12 protein-coding genes and 3 riboswitches are annotated in these 20514 nt (G+C 34.8%); of the genes, 5 read left to right on the plus strand and 7 right to left on the minus strand.

From position 1 onward, the window contains the following. Positions 1-2 precede the first annotated feature (2 nt). The 4 genes from ACX5JI_RS18770 to ACX5JI_RS18785 form a co-directional block, all read right to left on the minus strand. Complete coding sequence (locus ACX5JI_RS18770; protein ID WP_459502559.1) at positions 3-3914, minus strand: SpaA isopeptide-forming pilin-related protein; 3912 nt, start codon at positions 3912-3914, stop codon at positions 3-5. 238 nt (positions 3915-4152) lie between these two features. Then, positions 4153-4413 carry a hypothetical protein gene (locus tag ACX5JI_RS18775; protein WP_459502560.1) on the minus strand — a complete coding sequence of 87 codons (261 nt, stop codon included), beginning with the start codon at positions 4411-4413 and terminating at the stop codon, positions 4153-4155. 1110 nt (positions 4414-5523) lie between these two features. After that, positions 5524-6852 carry a magnesium transporter gene (mgtE, locus tag ACX5JI_RS18780; protein ID WP_459502561.1) on the minus strand — a complete coding sequence of 443 codons (1329 nt, stop codon included), beginning with the start codon at positions 6850-6852 and terminating at the stop codon, positions 5524-5526. A gap of 256 nt (positions 6853-7108) precedes the next feature. Then, positions 7109-7274: riboswitch (M-box (ykoK) riboswitch) on the minus strand. Between the two features lie 279 nt (positions 7275-7553). After that, positions 7554-8498, minus strand: a complete 945-nt coding sequence (locus ACX5JI_RS18785) for an LCP family protein (protein ID WP_459502562.1) — start codon at positions 8496-8498, stop codon at positions 7554-7556. Between the two features lie 161 nt (positions 8499-8659). After that, positions 8660-8823, minus strand: a riboswitch (M-box (ykoK) riboswitch). 620 nt (positions 8824-9443) lie between these two features. Continuing rightward, a riboswitch (M-box (ykoK) riboswitch) is annotated at positions 9444-9619 on the plus strand. A 155-nt stretch (positions 9620-9774) separates the two neighbouring features. Here ACX5JI_RS18785 and ACX5JI_RS18790 point away from each other — a divergent pair. The 5 genes from ACX5JI_RS18790 to ACX5JI_RS18810 all read left to right on the plus strand — a co-directional run bounded on the left by ACX5JI_RS18790 (position 9775) and on the right by ACX5JI_RS18810 (position 15634). Continuing rightward, complete coding sequence (locus tag ACX5JI_RS18790) at positions 9775-10119, plus strand: magnesium transporter MgtE N-terminal domain-containing protein (RefSeq protein ID WP_459502563.1); 345 nt, start codon at positions 9775-9777, stop codon at positions 10117-10119. Between the two features lie 178 nt (positions 10120-10297). Continuing rightward, on the plus strand, positions 10298-11410 hold the full coding sequence (locus ACX5JI_RS18795; RefSeq protein WP_459502564.1) for an FtsW/RodA/SpoVE family cell cycle protein: 1113 nt from the start codon (positions 10298-10300) through the stop codon (positions 11408-11410). 35 nt (positions 11411-11445) lie between these two features. Continuing rightward, positions 11446-12012 (plus strand): undecaprenyl-diphosphatase, encoded by a 567-nt coding sequence (locus ACX5JI_RS18800; RefSeq protein WP_459502565.1) that lies wholly within the window; start codon positions 11446-11448, stop codon positions 12010-12012. A gap of 150 nt (positions 12013-12162) precedes the next feature. Further along, positions 12163-14847: a magnesium-translocating P-type ATPase gene (gene mgtA, locus ACX5JI_RS18805; RefSeq protein WP_459502584.1), complete on the plus strand. Its 2685-nt coding sequence runs from the start codon at positions 12163-12165 to the stop codon at positions 14845-14847. Positions 14848-14932: 85 nt separating this feature from the next. Then, positions 14933-15634 carry an MgtC/SapB family protein gene (locus ACX5JI_RS18810; protein ID WP_459502566.1) on the plus strand — a complete coding sequence of 234 codons (702 nt, stop codon included), beginning with the start codon at positions 14933-14935 and terminating at the stop codon, positions 15632-15634. Positions 15635-15847: 213 nt separating this feature from the next. Here ACX5JI_RS18810 and yhbH read toward each other — a convergent pair whose 3' ends face one another. The 3 genes from yhbH to trmL form a co-directional block, all read right to left on the minus strand. Then, entirely contained in the window at positions 15848-17023 is a 1176-nt protein-coding gene (gene yhbH, locus ACX5JI_RS18815; RefSeq protein ID WP_459502567.1) for a sporulation protein YhbH, read from the minus strand. Positions 17024-17701: 678 nt separating this feature from the next. Next, positions 17702-19597: a PrkA family serine protein kinase gene (locus ACX5JI_RS18820; protein WP_459502568.1), complete on the minus strand. Its 1896-nt coding sequence runs from the start codon at positions 19595-19597 to the stop codon at positions 17702-17704. Between the two features lie 380 nt (positions 19598-19977). Beyond that, entirely contained in the window at positions 19978-20466 is a 489-nt protein-coding gene (gene trmL / locus ACX5JI_RS18825; RefSeq protein WP_459502569.1) for a tRNA (uridine(34)/cytosine(34)/5-carboxymethylaminomethyluridine(34)-2'-O)-methyltransferase TrmL, read from the minus strand. Positions 20467-20514: the final 48 nt, after the last annotated feature.

Consider the following 20514-nt stretch of genomic DNA (forward strand, 5'->3'; position numbering starts at 1 on the left):
ATCTATTTATTTTTATTTTTCTTGCGTAGAAATAGAAATAACGCAATGATCATAAGCAATACACCCATGCCATAAAACAAGATGGTTCCGCTTCCGCCTGTTGCTGGTATTACCCATCCCGTCTTAGCGTTTTTCACTGTTAGTTTTACCACTTCGCCTGATGTTTTAATAGTAACGTCTACCGGATCTCTTAAAAGCATATAATCATTTGGTGCTTTCGTTTCAACAAGCTTATATGAACCTAATGGGAGATCCTTAAATATAAGTTTCCCTAATGCATCCGTAGTACCACTCGCTATTACTGAATACTGAGTTGAACTACCTGATTCATATTTCCGAAGTTCAAACGTTGCACCTGAAAGAACTTTTCCTGTTTGATCGTCTACTTTTGTAAGTTCAAGCGATCCAGGTAGTGCTTTCATCGCAACCCCTACCCGTAATGGTTCTACAGCTAGCAGTCCGTTCGTCGTCACCGCAAAAGAATTCCATGCGGCACGATTAACTTCTGGAATCGTTTCATCTAGAAGTGCTGGATCAACTGGTAAAGCTGGTGCTTTTGCCTGTATGTCAAATTGAACATTTTGGCCTTCTAACCAATCAACGCCTTCTTTCATCACAATTTTAAAACTATGAATCTGATTCCAATCTGTAACCATATTTGCAAGCATCCAATTTGGATTCTCTGCACCAGCTGGGTTCGGTTGTGGTGTAGAACCGATCGAATAATCTACTGTCGCATATAAATCATCACGCTTTGGATTTTTAGATTTACTGTAATAAACAGTAACTTTATCCTGCCATTTTGTATTGGTAAAACTAATTGGTCCTTTTAATGTTGTTTCAAACTTACTATCTCTCGCCTTATTATCTGTTATACCTAAATCTCCTACTGAAGGTAATACATCTAAAAACATAAACTGCTCAATAATTTCATTCGTTGTATTCGTTAAATTGAAACGATACGTTACATCTCCATTTGGATTCGTATGCCCAAACAATGAAAATTCATTGTCTAAACTACCTTTTACGAGTTTCTCAATTTGTAAGTTATCGTTTTTAACAAGTGAATACTGATTTGCCGACTTTACACGTGGCTCGGTTATGTTTCCATTTTTGTTTAAATCACTTGTATCCGTTTGTAAAACAGATTGCGTAATCGTATTTCCCTGAGAACTAGGTACTTGCAGTTTCTGATTTTCTGAGAAACCATAGACTTCCATGTTTAAATCTGATAAAGCCTGCCTAGTTACGTCAACATCAAAACTCGCAGTTACGCTTTCACTAGGTAATAACCTTCGATTATCCCAAGTAAATTTAATTTGTTGCTGACCATTTACTTCTCCTAAAACTGTATAAGTTGGATTCGACGAATTTGAGCTATACAGCACATTCGGTTGTGCTAATATATTGACCCCTTTTGGTAATAACGCGACCAATTCAATTGGCCCCTGAATATTCGCTTGAGAAGACGAAGTATTTTCGAACTCAATTTTGATTCGATTATTTCCCCGTTGAATAGTCGATCCTGATAGCGGCTTATCTCCACCTTCTACAAATTGGATCGCAGTTTGGACAATTGGTGTTGAGTTAGTCGTTTGGACAATATTAACATGACGATCCCCCTGAGCCGATTGATCATTAGCAATAGGTCTAAGTTCTACTTTTGCACCATCATTTAACTCATAATTAAACTTCACACTATTGGTTGTCAGTCCTACAGCACCTGGATTTACATTATAAAAAGAATCCACTTTAGCATGCATTTTACCAGAAGCATTTCTATAAGTGACACGAAAAGCTTCGACATGACCGTCCTTACCAAATTGCGTTACGTCCAATTTATCTGTTTGCGTATTAATTTGATTTGAAACTGGATATTGAACAGGATATTCTGATTTCCATACACCATTTATTTTTAATTGAATAAACGTATCTGGTACTCGTGTAAGCGGTGATACTGGATCTGTTGTAATATACTGCTCATAAGGTTTCGTGAATTGAAGTTGTATTAAATCTAATTTACTATCAACGGTATATTCCATCGTATAGTTTTTATATCCTGAATTTACTATTCGTTTAAAAAAATTATCTGGATAATCTCCTGATTGCCAAGTTCCAGAATTGATGCGGTAGTTCATTTGATAAGGCGCTATAGATAGGGCATTTTTAAAATGCAAATACGCATCATCTGTAACAGTTGGTATATAATCTAAATCTGAAACATTATCCTGGATATTCCCAATACCATCTAGGGCCCCTCTATAATACCCATAATAATATTCACCATTTGCAGGTGTTGTCTCCCCTCCACCACTTGCAATCATTATATCGCCACTTCCTACTGTACTAATAGGGGATATGTTTCCAATACTATAGGGCTGATAAGTAGCAGTGGCAGTATTTGTTATAGTCGAGTAATTTTTGAGACTAGAGTCAAATTTTAAATTAAGCTTTAACTCTTTTTCAAACAAATTCCCATTCATACTTACTTGGTCTTGCTGTGCAAAAGTCGGCGCATTAAATTCCCAAGTAATCGTTCGATTTGTTGCATTATATACACCTGAAAAACCTGGTTCTTGCAAATTCGGGTCAAAATTAAGACCTGTAGGTAATTGATCCACAATGCGGATTTTACTATTTTCTTGAATATAGCTAAGTCCTGCGTCTGTTTTTGGAATGTTAACCTTAATAGTCCAACCACCTAAATCTCCTTGAACCGGCGCATCATCACTTACATTCCACGTATTATTTTGGTATTTCTTTGTACTCGTGTAAGTTTTAGAAACACTAACAGCCCCATTTGAAATTACCTTTGTTGTTTTCGTTCCTGAATTCAACGCACCTGAATATTGATCTACTGTCATACTTACATCTGATTTTAGTTCTCTGATGTTTTGAGTTGCACCACTGACAGGTGTTTTTCCTAATTCAGGAATTGCCTGGATAATCGTTTTATAGACTTGCCCAGATTTTAGTTCTGGAAAGGTATACGTTAATGTACCGTTCTTCGCATCATAAATTGGACTAACCCCTGCAATTGTTAAAGTTGCATCAGGAACACCATTTTGAATCTGCGGATAAATCACTGGAACTTCAGGATGTTTCGGTAAGTTCACAACCATTTTGCCATTCGTTAATGTTGTTTGTGATCCCGTCACTTTTACATCTAGCTCAAAATTAGCTGTTTTTCCAGAAAGAACTTCTTGTTGTAGTGGGTTTAAATACAACTCTAAATTTGCTGTTCCTGCTGTAGCTGCCAACCTCTGAGTTGCTGTTTGCAATGTCGTTGTAGACTTTTGAATTACTTTTTCTTCTTTAGCTTTAGCTTCTTGAGCTGCTTTTTCTTCTTCAGCTTTAGAAGCATTAACAGCTTCATTTGAAATTACCTTTGTTGTTTTCGTTCCTGAATTCAACGCATCCTTGTATTGATCTACCGTCATACTCACATCTGATTCTAGTTCTCTGATGTTTTTATCTTTATCATTGACAGGTGTTTTTTCTAATTCAGGAATTGCCTGAATAGTAGTCTTATAGACTTGTCCAGATTTTAGTTCTGGAAAAGTATACGTTAATGTACCTCGCTGTGCATCATAAATGGGACTAACCCCTGCGATTGTTAAAGTTTTATCAGGAACACCATTCTGAATCTGTGGATAGACCACTGAAACGTCAGCATGTTTCGGTAAGTTCACAACCATTTTTCCGTTCGTTAGTGTTGTTTGTGATTCCGTCACTTTTACATCTAACTCAAAATCAGCTGTTTTTCCAGAAAGTACTTCTTGTTGTAGCGCCTTAAAATTCAGTTCCAGATTTGATACTTCTGATGTAGCAGCTACTACTGATATAGCGAATTGCTGAAGAAACAATAGCACTGATATCATCAGTATCAACGTTTTACCAACATATTTTTTCACTGACGAATATCCTCCTCTCCAAACATTATTAACAAATTTAGGACTCTGTTACCGGCATCCCCCCCTTCATTTGACTTTTTTTGTGGTACATTGTCGCCAGACACTTGTGCTATGTTTTTGATTGTGTTTCCTGCTGAAATGACATAATTTTCACCTGAAATGTAACGGTATGCTAATTTGTATCTGTTACATCACCAAATTTACTTGTCGCCGATCCACTTATATATTGAGCTTTTTCTTACCCCACTGCATCTGTCACAGTTGTTCCGTCTACTTTAATTGTCCCTGAAACATATTCAAGGCCTGCTAGATTTACATCGGTAACTGTAACATTATGTATGATACTCTTTGTAACTGTATTTCTCGCTTGGATTATGTATTCAATTATGTCGCGGACTTCATTATTTGGTTTCCCTGCTACGTTCTTCGCTGTTTTTACAGTCTCTAATTTCGGATCAAGTGTCAGAAAATCTGGTGTAATTCTGGATGCTAAGTTCAATATTTCCTTAGAACCGGTCCCTTGAATCGGATCAAGCGGTGTAGGTGTAGCTTTAGCAGTGTATCCTTATCAAGAACAGATAACAGCGGATTATCAACTTTCCCTACAACCATTAACAGTCTTTCGTCTGGTAAGAAACTTAGTCCACGAGTTCCATAATGTATGGCACTTCCATACATCCTAGCAATAACGAAAGAAACGAAAAAAATGATTTTCATTAAGCTGAATTCATGATATACTTTGGATATATTCATCTATTCGAATAAATAATAGATAGTTTTGAAATGTGCAAAAATTGAACAGAAAATTTATGTGGGATGTGTTCGAGGTTGCAATAAGAATACTATTGTTGCTAATTACGAAATATACGCTTCGCATCATTTTTACCATACTTCATTTCGTAATTAACACATTCAGTCACCTGATGTCTTACCAATATATAAGTAATATATACTCGTAACCACATCAATGTTAGACGCATTCCTATTATACATATTAGCAAAAACTAATGTTGGCTCATCTGATGTCTTAGCTATTATAAAGAGTAATCTTCCTTTTACATATCGTAACAACATTGATGTCAGTGGTATTCATACTATACATAATTACTAAAATGAATCCTTTAGCCTTTTCTCGAATTTTCCCCTCCCCATTCTTTGCACTGTAATTCAAATATATTTTTAGTATTAACAAGATGCTCACAATGTTTATCAACACTCCGCACTACATTATACTTCAACAACCCCTTACTGACTATATATAAACTAATATATTTTTAATATTTATCCATATTTATAACATATCATTATACTAGAATATCTTTTAAAGAACATGCTGACATAAAATACTTTTTATAAATGAATAAAAACATAAAAAAGAAAGACCTTTTCTCGATAGAATTAAGTTAGCACACAAAATCCTAAGAAAAGAGATCTTCCTATAAATGAGTTTGTATCAGAAATCGTTGAGGTTTTTCATAGATTAGATACCGTAGTTTTATTTAAATTCCTTCAATTCCTATCCTTACATTAAAAGAGAGTATAATTCCGAAAAAACACGAAATAAATACAGAAAACCTCTACCACTTCAAGTTTCACTTTATGACATTATTTATAGATTCAATAGCGTTTTTGCAACCATAAAGTAAATTACTAATCCAGTCCCATCAACAAATGTCGTAATAAATGGTCCAGAAACTACAGCAGGATCCAATTTGAATTTTCTAAGAACTAGCGGTAAAACAGATGCTACCATAGAAGACCAAAGTACAATACATACCAACGTAATTGCTACCACTTGCGCAACCTCTGTCCCTACGCCTAGTATATTTGCACGAATAAACCCAGCTATACCGAGTGTAACTCCTAATAGCGTACCTATCAAAAGTTCTTTTTTCATCACACGGAAAATATCTTTAAATTTCACTTCTCCAATCCCTATCGCACGAATCATTGTTGCTACAATCTGTGTACCTGTATTTCCACCAGTACCTACTAATAATGGAACGAAGAATGCAAGCGCAACAACCGTTTCAATTTCATCTTCAAAATGCTTCAGCACTGTACCTGTATATGCTTCAGCTACAAAAAGAAGCAATAACCAAGGAATCCGTTTAGAAAAAATACTCCAAATAGAAGCTTCGAAATAAGATTGATTTAACGGCCCGCTCCCACCTAACTTTTGAATATCCTCGGTAGCCTCTTCTTCCATTACATCCATTACATCATCAAACGTTATAATGCCAATCATTTTATTATCGGTTGTTGTTACTGGCAAAGCAGATAAATTATAATCTGTTAGCTTTTTTATCACTTCTTGTTGATCGACTTCAGCATGTACTGAAATCACATCTTGAGTCATTATATTTAATAAGATTTCTGTATCTACTGCTACTAATAACTCACGTATAGACACAATTCCATTAAGATGACCATAGTTATCAAGAACATACATATACGATACAGATTCTACATGAGTCGCACATTTTCTAATGTGTTCTAATGTCGTTTTTACTGACCAATTTTCCCGAGCTGAGACGTAATCACTTGTTACAAGACTTCCTGCTGTTTCAGGTCCAAAAATCATTAACTCTTTTACTTTTTGTTGTGTAACTTGATCCAAATACGCCATTAACCGTTCATCTTGTTTCGGATGAATCGCTAAAAATAAATCAACAAGATCATCAATGGGTTGTGAATTCAGTAATGTTTTTGCTTTCTCTACAGATAAATGAATTAAAATTTTATATTGTTCCTCTGGATTCATATGTTTAAGAATTTTAGAGCTTTTTACAACAGGAATCATATCTATTAATTGCACCTGACCTTCACGTGAAAACTTTTTAATTTCTTGTGCAATGTCATAAGGTGGATGAGATGACAACTCCTCTACAATTAAAATATTTTTTGTGGTAAGTAATTCTTTTAATCGGTTTTTCACTTTTATTCCTCCTTAAAATTAGTAGGAGAGACTCTCGATTTTTACTAGGGATTGGTTTGATTTGTTCTAAATTGGTAGGAATTCCATAAATTATTCTAATATTATTTTTCACTCAAAAAATATCACAACTTTTTTCATGCACTTCCTAAACAAAACAGAAAAACCCTTACTCAAAAAGGAGTAAAGGTTTTTTACAATACAAATCAAACATTAGAAACATATCTCTATTACCTTAGAGATGCCGTTCTAACAAATTATATACCTCTCCCTCGTTGAGTTTTAGCACTGTACAGCATAGGTTTGAAACCAGCTACATTAAGAAGGGCCTTAATCCGACCGTTCCTGTTGACCCATTGGCGTCTCTCGACATTTTTGGGCAGCAGCGTTTCTCTATACAGGAGCCTCACCTAACAAAGACTATTTATTATTTTTTCAAAAATACAGTCATTTTTTACATTTGTCAACTAGCTTTTATTTCATAGATTTACTCTCATGCTACTAAAAGAGCAAATATATAAATCCAATTTGATTTTCTAACAGATACATTATGGTTATGAAGAACAGACAGAGACCTTCACTCGTTTTCTCCTTCTGTTTTCACATAGGATGGGGCTAAAAAAGGAACTGGCCGGATGCTCTCATCCATCTGAAAAGAATGGTTTGATGTTCGTTTTTTAATTTGTATTTATATATAAAATCTATCATTTCTCCAAAACTTGTTTTAAAGTTTGTGAAATTTCTCGAACACTTTTTGGATCAGGCTGAGCATAATAAATCCCATTCGTATAATTATCATTACACTTAATTTGCTGTTTCGTAATTGTTACTGGTTTTCCCATCATAGTACCTGCGATAGAAAGTAAATCCATTGTACTAAGGTTCGTCGCTACATGTGGACTAACTTGATCTAAAATCTCCTCAAATTTTCCTAAAGACTTTATGTTCACTAACTTTTTCCCAATGGCTTCAATTACTAATTGCTGACGCTTACCTCTCATAAAATCATTGTCAATGTGGCGCGTTCTCACTAATGCTAATGCCTGTTCACCGTTTAAATGTTGGTATCCTTTCTTTAAATGAATAGCATCAGGAGTATCTTTACTGTCTTGTTCCGTAAAAGTAACAGGAACATCAACATCGATACCTCCAATTATATCGATAAGATTAAGGAATGAATCAAAATTGAATTTAATATAATAATCAACCGGTATATCTAAAAATTTCTCTACCGTATCTACTGTACTATCGATCCCTCCAAAGGCATGGGCGTGAGCAATTTTATCTGCTTTGTCTTTAGTCGGTATATACACTTTCGTATCTCTTGGAATACTTACTAGATTAACTGAGCTATCGCTTTTATCTATAGTAGCTAACAATAATGCGTCTGTCCGAGCCTTTTCCCCATATTCCCCTTCTCTCGTTTCACTATTATCTTCCCCCATAATGAGAATAGAAATATTATTTTTTAAGGGTGATATATCATTTATTCGTTTTACAGATTTCCGCCCCCTCTCTAATCCATGATATGTTTTATTGTTGAAATGATTGAATTGAGAATATATATAGCTTCCGCCCAAAAACAGAAAAATAAATAAGGTCCCCAAAATAACCTTTATTTTATTTTGATAAAACCAATTTTTTTTCATTCTCATACATCCTCTCTTAACAAAATTGACCATATAAAGCATATGAGAGAACTTTTTCACACAAAAAAGACCTTTAACTCAGCGATGAGCAAAGGTCTGCATACTACAAAAAACGAATGAAACAAATTAACATACGTTGTTAATAGGTAATAGGCATGCTGTACTTTCCTCCTCGTTGAGTTTTAGCACTGTATAGCATAGGTTTGAAACCAGCTACATTAAGAAGGGCCTTAATTCGACCGTTCCTGTTGACCCATTGGCGTCTCTCGACATTTTTGGGCAGCAGCGTTTCTCTATACAGGAGCCTCACCTAACAAAGAAATATACGATTTTTAATACATAAGCTAACAATCTTCTTTCGTGCCGATCCAGCCTTTTATGTGAGAAATAAAAGAACCTGTTCATACATCAGCTTTATACAGGTATAGACTACACCGAAAAAAAAGCAGAATCAACCGGTAATTGTAAACTAAGCAGAAAAAGATACGATTTGTAAGATTTTCTGAATATAATCTCCATATCATAATTTTTCTGGTTTTCTGTTTATCCCGCTTTAACGGGCAGTAAGCCCCCCCACCTCAAGATTTAAAGAGAAGCAAGGAAGATAGGTGAGGGTCGGGCTGTCCGTAAAAGCCCGATTGGTGAGGGCTTTTAATCAGAGAAGGATGAAGCCCCCCCTCTGATTAAAGTTTCACTTTCTATGCAACCTAAAAATAAGCGATACACTTCAAAATCTGCTGTAACTTTTGTTAGATTCCTTTTTTTCTGTTTACATAAAAAAAATTCATCTATAGTACCACTTCGTCTATTTCATAAGTCTAGATACTGAAATTTAAGCCAATACGTTACACTTTACAAATCTATGAAAAAGCACAATTTCGCACTTGACAAATTAAAAAATAATATATTATGCTTTCTACACGAAAGAAACAACAAGTTCATATTAGCTAAACCTGTTAGGTGAGGCTCCTATACAAACACAGGCTATTGCCCAAAAATATCGAAAGATGCCAATGGGTAGAACAGGAATTGTCGGATTAAGGCTCTTCTTAAGATAGCTAAGTAATGACTCTTCATTACTTTACGTTGTATAGTGCCAAAGCTCGACTAGGGGAGTAACGTTTTATTTAGTCATGTCTTTTTTCATCCCCTCTAGTTGAATACTAGAGGGGATTTTTGTATAAGAATGTGAAATCCCCCCAAATAACAGCACTACACAGTGATTTGTATGAATTCAAAAATATGAACTTGGTATGTAAATAAGGAGGGACTAAAAATGAAATTAATTCTAAAAAAACAGCCGTATGATATTGCACTCGAAATGAAAAATCTTTCTTACCAAGAACAACTATGGTTCATCAATTATTTGCCTAATGAAAAAAGTGCTGAAATTTTAAGTTATCTTAACCGAAAAACACAATATTATATTCTTACTAATTTATGTAATGATAAAGCACAACAATTATTAGATAAACAACCGATAGATATTATTGTAAATATGATGCTCACAATTGACTCTCAACAAATTGAGAATGTAATAGATCTGTTTATCAAAAAAAGAGAAGAAAAATACTCTTATTCACATAAACAGAAGGCTTCGCAATACCTCGTTTCTAGTTGAAGTATTTTCATTACAGCATAACGAAATGATTTCTTTACATTTCTCTCTTCCTTCTCTAGAAAATACTGATTCATTATTTTTATATCCTGTTTATAATGCTTAAAAACATAATATAAGGATATCGGATTTAACACTATGCGGAAAACCTTTAATCCTATATAGAAAGAGATAGATACAAATGAAAAAAACATTAAAGTTACTCGATTACCGATTACTCCTCTCTCTTTTTATTATATGTACGATAGGTCTCATCATGCTTTATAGTGCGAGCTCTATCGTTGCTGTGCAACATTACGGTTATAACAGTGATCATTTCTTTCGTTCTCAGTTAACCAAGTTTTTCTTAGGAACTGCCGGATTGATCATTTGTATGACTCTTCCTTTTCGAATATGGAAAAAGCGCATCATCTCAGTAATTATTGTGACAGGGGGTATTTTGCTACTTTTCTTAGTTCTATGGAAAGGAAAGGTTGTTAACAATGCACAATCATGGATATTTGGAATACAACCAGCTGAATTCATAAAATTAGGAACCATAATTGTAATGGCTCGTTTTTTCGCCATACGCCAACACTTTCATAAACCAGCTTGGTATGGAAGTGGAAAAATTATTTTCTTTCTCATTACAACCTTTTTCCTTATCTATAAGCAACCAAATTTAGGCTCTGCTCTTCTCATATTAGCGATAGGAATGAGTATCTTTCTTTGCTCTGGGATCAATATAAACGCTGTTCTAAAATGGTTTTCTTTAAGCTCTATTTTATGGGTACCATCTTTATATTTTTTAATTAAATATGGTCTATCAGAAGTTCAAATGGCACGTATTACAACTGCCCTCAATCCATTTCATGACGTACAAGGAAATGGATATCAACTTGTAAATTCATTCATTGCTATTGGTTCTGGAGGAATAAGTGGTCGCGGCTTAGGGAATAGCATTCAAAAATATGGTTATTTGCCAGAACCTCATACAGACTTTATTATGGCTATTATTTCTGAAGAGCTTGGGTTTATTGGTGTGTTCATTATTTTAATCGGATTATTGAATATCGTACTTTGTTCTTTTAAAATCTCACAACAATGTAAAGACCCATTTGGAAGTTTTATAGCAATTGGTATAGGGAGCATGATCGGCATACAGTCTATTGTCAATTTAGGAGGAATTACAGGGCTATTTCCTCTTACAGGGACACCTCTTCCGTTTATTAGTTTTGGTGGCAGTTCATTAATAGCAAATTTAATGGCGATGGGAATACTTTTAAATATCTCAATTTTCAATAAAGTAAAATAGTAAGAACCCAAATTCACTACTTTATGGAGGAAAAAATGTTACTTTCAACACGCTACGTAGACTACGAAATTTTCGAACGTATTAATCAACAAGTAAATAAAAATATTGTATTAGATTATATAATGATATTTTTTGCTGAATACGCTCAGTATATATTAATTATCGCTTTCTTATTTTTTTGGATATTCAATAAACAAAAAAGTCGAATCGTAATCTTTCAAACCATGTTAGCATGTAGCCTTGGTTTTACACTAAATAGAATAATTGGACTCTTCTTCTATAGAGACAGACCATTTGTTTCTCACTTGCATATAAATCAACTTGTTGAACACGCTGCAAACTCTTCTTTTCCTAGTGATCATGCTACTAGTGCATTTATTATTGCCGTTACAGTATGGCTATATTATAACCGTTTAGGATTCATCCTTTTAGTATCAGCCGTTCTCATTGCTCTTTCAAGAATTTGGGTTGGCGTACATTTCCCATTTGATGTATTAGCTGGGGCAATCTTCGGATCTGTAGTAGCTGTAAGTATTCATTACCTATGTAAAACAAAGTTTATAAAGAAACTCTTCCAATTATCTATATTACAAACAAAATAAAGACCGTCATCTCCACTTCAAAATTCAGCAAGAAGAAAAAACGAAGTGAGAAAATGAAAAATCTGCATTAATCAAACATTCACTATATATTGATGAATAATTCCGATCTTAAGTTATAAAAAATAGAGTAAGGGGGCCGTTGTTATGACATTGAAACATATACAACGATATGCTTCAAATCACAAAGAAGTATTAAACAAAAATCACAAAATGATGGTTGAACTTGCTAAATGTGATACTCATTCTGCTTTATCTATGCTAAAAACAAATCCAAACGGACTTTCATGTCAAGAAGCAAGCAGACGAAACGATATTTATGGGAACAATAAAATCATATACGAAAAAACAAAATCATGGTATATGAGCTTTCTTATCTGCTTCAAAAATCCTTTTATTTTTATTCTAATTGCTATAGGTATCATATCTTTTATTACAAATGACATAAAAAGTGCGACCATTGCAGCAATTATAGTAATTTTAAGTTCAATAATCCGCTTCATCCAAGAGTTTCGTGCACAAAAATGGATAAACAAGTTAAAAGAAATACCTCTTGCATCCGTAACTGTATTAAGAGAAAAAACACAACGATTTAAACAACCAAATACAGGACAAACCGAACAAAGTGAGAAAGTACAAGTTTCCCCTGAAAAACTTGTACCAGGCGATATTATTTTTCTCTCTGCTGGCAATATTGTTCCGGCTGATGTTCGCATTCTTTCATCAAAAAATTTACTAGTGAACCAATCAACAATAACTGGTGAAGTCATACCCGTCGAAAAGTCCAACAAATATTATTACACGTATAAAAAGCGAAAAATAAGAAGCATAGGGAACTTAATAGAATTAGAAAACCTTTGTTTTATGGGAACACATATTATGGACGGCTTCGCAAAAGCAGTTGTTATTTCTACAGGAGCTAACACATCTTTTGGTTTTTTAACAAAAACTCGAGCAAAAATATCCTCTGAAACTAGTTTTGACAAAGGAATCAGTAAAGTGAGTTGGCTGTTCATTCAATGTATGCTTATTATGATTCCCTTTGTTATGGTAATAGACGGTGTTATGAAGGGCGATTGGCAGGAAGCTTTTTTATTTGCGGTAGCTATAGCCATTGGACTCACTCCAGAGATGTTGCCAATGATTGTAACAGCTAATTTAGCAAAAGGTGCTGTAAATATGAGTAAAAAGAAGGTTATCATAAAACAATTAAGCTCTATTTACAACCTTGGAGCAATGGACATTCTTTGTACTGATAAAACAGGTACTCTAACGGAAGAGAATATGCAATTGGTACGTTGTTTAAATAATGAAGGGAAACAATCTAAACATGTCTTCAGATTGGCCTATTTAAATAGCTATTTTCAAACAGGAACAAAGAATGAAATTGACCAAGCTATCTTGCAATATACACAAGCAAACAGAACTCTCGATACTTCTCAATTTTCAAAAGTCATCGATTTTCCATTCGACTTCAAAAGGCGCCGTACTTCTAGCATTGTAAAAGAGCAATCTGGAAAACAATTTATGGTATGTAAAGGATCTGTTCAAGAAGTTTTGTCCATTTGTAGCCATATACAATTGAACCATTCTGTAGTTCCTATTACTAATCATATACAGCATAAAAATAACCAGCTTGTTCATTTTTTATATGAACAAGGGCTGAGGGTCATTGCAGTTGCGTATAAAGAATGCAATACGGACACATCTGAGGCCTATTCTACTGAAGATGAATCTGATATGGTGCTTGTTGGATTTTTAGGGTTCTTAAATCCTCCGAAACAATCTGCCATTTCTTCACTTCGCTCTCTACAAGATAAGGGAGTAGCTATAAAGATTTTAACAGGGGATGATGAGTGTATTACGAAAAACATCTGCAAGAAAGTAGGTATTGATGTAGGAGAAGTCGTACTCGGCTATGAAATTGACCGCTTGCCCGAACGAGCGCTTGCAAAGTTAGCCCGAAAAACAACTGCTTTTGCAAAACTAAATCCTACACAAAAACTCCGTATTATTAAAACATTACAACAAGATGGGCATACAGTCGGATTCTTAGGGGATGGTATTAATGATGTTTTAGCTCTAAAAGAAGCTGATATTGGTATATCTGTTAAAACGGCAGACAATATCGCTCAAGAATGTTCTGATATGATGCTACTTGAAAAAGACCTAGATGTATTAGAAATCGGTATTATAGAAGGACGAAAGACATTTGGGAATATACTAAAATACATGAAAATGGCTGGAAGTTCGAATTTTGGAAATGCATGTAGTTTATTATTAGCTAGTATATTCATTCCTTTTGTTCCCCTATTACCAATTCAACTACTAGTTCAGAACTTATTATACAACTTATCCCAACTCTCCATTCCTTGGGACACAGTAGATAAAGAGTTTCTAGAAAAACCAAGAAAATGGGATACGAAAGACTTACGTAATTTCATCTTATGTATCGGACCAATAAGTTGTATATTCGATGTAATAACTTTTAGTGTGCTATGGAATGTTTTTAGCGCAAATACAAGCGCCGAACACTCCTTGTTTCAGGCTGGATGGTTTATAGTCGGATTACTTACTCAAACGTTAATTGTGCATATGATTCGTACGCAACATATTCCCTTTATTCAAAGTACAGCCTCTTCTCCTGTGCTATTACTAACAACAATTATAATGATAGTTGGCATGTATTTGCCATTCTCACCTTTCAGTGAAATATTAGGGTTTTCCCCACTGCCATTTCGTTACTTTTTATGGGTAATAGGAATTATAGCTGGATACGCTATATTAACTCAATTATTAAAACGAATATACATCAAAACGTTTCATAGTTGGCTTTAGTATCCGATTGATGAAGGCTTTCCAGCAGTGAAAGATGCACTCCCCGCTGGAAATATCACTTTATTATATATACGGAGGTGAAAATATGGTTTGGCAAGATATCGTTATTCGTTTACTAGCCGCAATACTTGCAGGTGCTTGTATTGGAACAGAACGACAATGGAGAAATCGGATGGCTGGATTAAGAACAAATGCACTTGTTTCCCTTGGAGCCTGCTTATTTGTACTGTTATCTGTTATGACGGTAGAAGAACAAAGCCCTACTCGTATCGCTGCTCAAGTTGTAAGTGGTATCGGTTTTCTTGGTGGAGGTGTCATTATTCGAGAAGGCTTTAGTATTCGCGGCTTGAATACAGCAGCAACATTATGGTGTGCCGCTGCCGTAGGTACTCTTATTGGAGCTGGTTTTTTAAAAGCAGGTATCATTGGTGCTTGTGGTGTTATTTTCGTACACATTTTTCTCCGGCCTATGGGCGTATTTATGAATAAAAAATCTCAAGGACACCAGCAAGAAGAAATACGTTATGTAATATCCGTCACATGTTTAGAGAAAGATGAAAACCATATTAGGGTATTGCTAATGCATATGGTATATACAGAAGAACTGGGCCTTCAAGAGTTGTATAGTGAAGACATTGAGAAAGAAAAGAAAGTAATTGTAAAGGCATTTCTACATTGTAACGCACAGAAAACAGAACTTATTGAAAAAATTGTAAATCGATTAAGTTTAGAAGTTAGTGTGACAGCTGTAGGTTGGAAAGCTCTTATAGACCAAGATGAAGATTAACGCTTTTATGATTACGTATTATAGAACTGTAAACAACCTTTATCTTTTCAGTGTAGAACATATATATAACGTTATCCCTTTTTGGAATAACATTATATATATTCTACACAAAAGAAAAAGGCACCCATTATTTATTTCACGGTACCTTCTGACTATGATACTATTACATATCATTCCAACAAAACTGTTCTCTAAAATCCATTTATCAAGATCTCATGCCATTTTTTGACCGGATTCTTCTCTAAAGAAGCTCTTCATTGCGTGAAATACGTCTGCTTTCTGTTTTAAAATGTAGTATCTGAAATTCTCATCTTTAATATTTTTATAAGCCGACATGAGTGTACTGTGGCGATTGTACTGGTTCACTTCCCCATACCCAAACATGTTACATACCTGCATCAATTCTTGCACAAGCTTTACACACCTAGCATTATCCGACGTTAAGTTATCTCCATCTGAAAAATGAAATGGATAAATATTATAGCGATCCGGAGAGTACTTTCCATCGATAAGCTCTAGTGCCTTTCTATAAACAGAGGAGCATATTGTTCCTCCACTTTCTCCTTTAGAGAAAAATTCTTCTTCTGTTACAACCTTTGCTTCTGTATGATGAGCAATAAATTCTATATCTACTGTTTCATATTTTGTACGTAAGAACCTTGTCATCCAAAAGAAGAAGCTACGCGCCATATATTTCTCCCAAAGTCCCATAGATCCACTTGTATCCATCATTGCTAATACAACCGCTTTTGAATCCGGCTTCACTACTTCATTCCATGTTCGGAACTTCAGATCTTCTTGACGAATTGGATGAAAAGCCGGCTTTCCGTTCATAGCATTTCGTTTATAAGCTGATATCATCGTCCGTTTTTTATCAATATTTCCCCATAACCCTGTTTTTCTAATATCATTAAATTCAATTTGTTCAATCCGATTTTCATCCAGTTCTTTCCGCTTTAAGTTAGGTAGCTCCAGTTCTTTGAAAAACACTTGCTCTAATTCTAAAATAGACACTTCTGCTTCATAATAATCTTCCCCAGCTGCATCTCCTGCACCTTTCCCTTTTCCTGGTCCCTTTTGCTTTTGACCTCCAGATCCATCTCTTGCAACCACATCGCCAACTTTGCTATCACCAGTTCCTTGCCCAACATGTTTATTCTTATCATAGTTATATCTAATTTTATACTCATCTAAAGAGCGAATAGGTATTTTGACAACGTCCTTACCATTAGACATCACTATACTTTCCTCTGTCACAAGATCTGGTAAGTTATTCTTAATTGCCTCTTGTACTTTGTCTTGATGGCGCTGTTGATCATCATGTCCTTTGCGATGGAGGGACCAATTTTCCTGTGAAATTGTATAATTTGGTTGATTTTCTTCGCCCATCCTTTTCCCTCCTTACTGTAATTTTCCTTATTTTCTCTAATAAACAGTAATATAAGAATTTGAGGTTTTGATGTAGCAACAAAAACAGTAACAAGAATTCTGTTCATTAGAATTTTCTTTTTTCCATATTCATAAAGCACCCTTAATTTTTACTCCGAGCATCCTTAACAAAAGCTTTGACATTCATTATCAATTGTACGTTCTTCAGCTGATAAGAAAGAAACACAATTCATTGTTGCACACTTTTTCATTTTGCAACATATTGTATTGTGTTGGCTTTTTCTGTATGAATGGTTGGTTACTCTATCATATGCATATTGTGAAAATAATTGACAATAAATTCATGAAATTGCACCTTAATTTATTTTATTTGGACAAGCTCATATATGAAATGAAACATTCACTATATAAATACAGATTGAAAAACCGACAAACCCCTTACTTTTTAGTTAGAAGAGAGCATCCAGCCAAGTGTAGTAGCGGTCAGTTCCCTTTTAGCCCCATGCCATGTACAAACAAAAAGAAGTAATAAGTGGCGACTTCCCTTTGTTTTCATAACCGCAATTTAGATGTTGGAAAGTTAAAATGGATTTATATCGTAGAATTTCATCATTTCAATCAGATGGATACAAAAACGCTGCCTCTCGGTTTCATAAGAGACAGCGTTTTATTATCAAACTATCGATTGAGCAAGCTACCTACATAACGAAGCAATTCATTGGCTGATGACGAATTATAGCCATGTTCATCGATTAAGCGTGCTACAACATCATTAATTTTCTTCAACTGATTCTCATCTGGTGTTTTCGTGGATGTTGTAATCTTCACAACATCTTTCAGATCAGCGAATAATTTTTTCTGGATCGCTTCACGAAGACGTTCATGTGAGTTGTAATCAAATCGTTTTCCTTTACGAGCGTAAGCAGAAATGCGGATTAAAATTTCTTCTCGGAAAGCTTTCTTCGCATTTTCTGAAATGCCAATTTGTTCTTCAATAGAACGCATTAGCTTTTCATCTGGACTCATTTCTTCACCTGTTAATGGATCCCTTAGTTTCGATTTATTGCAATATGCCTCAACGTTATCTAAATAATTATCCATAAGCGTCTTAGCCGATTCTTCATACGAATACACAAATGCTTTTTGTACTTCTTTCTTAGCAATTTCATCGTACTCTTTCCGTGCTAATGAAATGAAATTCATATAGCGTTCTCGGTCCTCATTACTAATGGATGGGTGTTGATCTAATCCATCTTTCAGCGAACGTAACACATCTAGCGCATTAATCGATGGTACTTCTTTTCTAATAATAGTAGATGAGATACGATTAATGACATAACGCGGGTCAATACCACCCATACCTTCATCCTGATATTCACGTTGCAATTCTTCTACATCAATCGCATTATAACCTTCCACCATTTCCCCATCATATAAACGCATCTTTTTAATTAAATCAATATCTGGACGCTTCGGATCCTTGAGGCGTGTTAAAATTGTAAACATTGCTGCAACGCGAAGTGTGTGCGGTGCAATGTGTACATTTGAAACATCACTTTCACGAATCATCTTTTCATAAATATGTTCTTCTTCGCTAACTCGTAAATTATATGGAACTGGCATCACAATAATTCTTGAATGTAATGCCTCATTTTTCTTGTTGGAAATAAAAGAGCGATACTCTGTTTCATTCGTGTGCGCTACAATTAATTCATCTGCTGAGATAAGTGCAAATCTCCCCGCTTTGAAATTCCCCTCTTGTGTAAGAGATAATAGATGCCATAAAAACTTTTCATCACATTTCAACATCTCTTGAAATTCCATCATGCCACGGTTTGCTTTATTTAGTTCTCCATCAAAACGGTATGCACGTGGATCCGACTCTGAACCGTATTCCGCAATTGTAGAAAAATCAATACTCCCTGTTAAATCGGCAATATCTTGTGACTTTGGATCTGAAGGACTAAATGTACCAATCCCTGTCCGGCGATCTTCCGAAAAGAAAATCCGTTCTACAATTACATCTTCAATTCTCCCGCCATATTCTTTTTCTAAACGCATCACATTTAATGGTGACAAGTTCCCTTCAATTCTTACGTCATATTCATCGTAAAAGTCATCACGTAAATGGTGTGGTATTAAGTGAAGAGGGTCTTCATGCATCGGGCAACCTTTTATCGCAAAAATAGCTCCTCGATCTGTACGTGAATATGTTTCTAACCCTCTTTTTAAAATCGTAACTAACGTTGATTTCCCACCACTAACTGGCCCCATTAATAGTAAAATCCGTTTTCTAACATCTAAACGTTTCGCAGACGGATGAAAATATTCTTCCACAAGACGCTCTAAAGCATCTTCTAATCCAAACAGCTGATTACTAAAGAAATTGTATTTTTTTCTACCATCTACTTCCTCAATGCCAGCATCTTTAATCATATTGTAAATGCGAGAGTGTGCAGTTTGAGCCACCCATGGTCGATCTTTTACAAGCTCTAAATATTCCGCAAACGTACCTTCCCATTTTAAATGTTCTTCTGCTTCTCGGTGCTGTTCAATTTTCTTTAGAATATCCATTATAGCTCCTCCCCCATCTCCTTGTTCAATCGGATTATTATAAAAGGTATGCGAGGATGTCCTGAAACATTCTTTAAATCAAAATGAAATCTTCTCCAAACATTATAAATTTCACTCCAATTTAAAAAGAAAATTCTGTATAATTATATTACAGAGGGCGATCCCTCTCATTCTTACGAATATTTCTTCTTTACTCCCACAGAATCTACATAAACTTCAGCTCTAAATAAAACATACAGAAGGAGGATTCATATGAAATTATTATTAATTTTAGGTGTCTCACTTACATTTCTGACTGCAATTTTTACTGCAGGGTACAATGATAAACCAGGTATAAACAAAAAATGATGGGCATAAGCCCATCATTTTTTGTTATCTATTTAGTACACAATTTCTAAATCTAAACCTGGATAATTTTGTTGACGAAATGCTTCATAAATTAAAATTGCTGCTGTATTGGATAAATTTAAAGAGCGCACTTTATCAGTCATCGGAATACGTAAACAATGATCAAAGTTTTCTTCGATTACGTTTGCTGGCAATCCGTTCGTTTCTCTTCCAAATACGAAATAATAATCTTTCTCTACATTACTATAATTAAACGCTGTATGTGCTTTTTCGCCATACTTTGTTAAATAGAAGAATTCACCATCACTATTTTTTTCATAAAACTCTTCAATCGAATCATAGTACGTAATTTTTACGTGCTGCCAATAATCTAAACCTGCACGTTTTAACATTTTATCATCCGTTGAAAATCCTAATGGTCTAATTAAATGTAACTCTGTTCCAGTAGCTGCACAAGTACGTGCAATATTTCCTGTATTTGCTGGAATTTCTGGTTGGTATAAAACAACATGTACTCCCACGTGATATTCACCTCAATCTTTTGTCTACTACGTATTATACCACTTGAA

It is taken from the genome of Bacillus sp. C1 (genome assembly GCF_054570475.1).

What these genes read in the sequence shown, in the direction of transcription:
- ACX5JI_RS18810 (WP_459502566.1), top strand. Translation starts at nt 14,933, where the DNA reads ATGGTTTGGCAAGATATCGTTATTCGTTTACTAGCCGCAATACTTGCA.
- ACX5JI_RS18790 (WP_459502563.1), top strand. Translation starts at nt 9,775, where the DNA reads ATGAAATTAATTCTAAAAAAACAGCCGTATGATATTGCACTCGAAATG.
- yhbH (WP_459502567.1), bottom strand. Translation starts at nt 17,023, where the DNA reads ATGGGCGAAGAAAATCAACCAAATTATACAATTTCACAGGAAAATTGG.
- ACX5JI_RS18795 (WP_459502564.1), top strand. Translation starts at nt 10,298, where the DNA reads ATGAAAAAAACATTAAAGTTACTCGATTACCGATTACTCCTCTCTCTT.
- ACX5JI_RS18785 (WP_459502562.1), bottom strand. Translation starts at nt 8,498, where the DNA reads ATGAAAAAAAATTGGTTTTATCAAAATAAAATAAAGGTTATTTTGGGG.
- ACX5JI_RS18820 (WP_459502568.1), bottom strand. Translation starts at nt 19,597, where the DNA reads ATGGATATTCTAAAGAAAATTGAACAGCACCGAGAAGCAGAAGAACAT.
- ACX5JI_RS18800 (WP_459502565.1), top strand. Translation starts at nt 11,446, where the DNA reads ATGTTACTTTCAACACGCTACGTAGACTACGAAATTTTCGAACGTATT.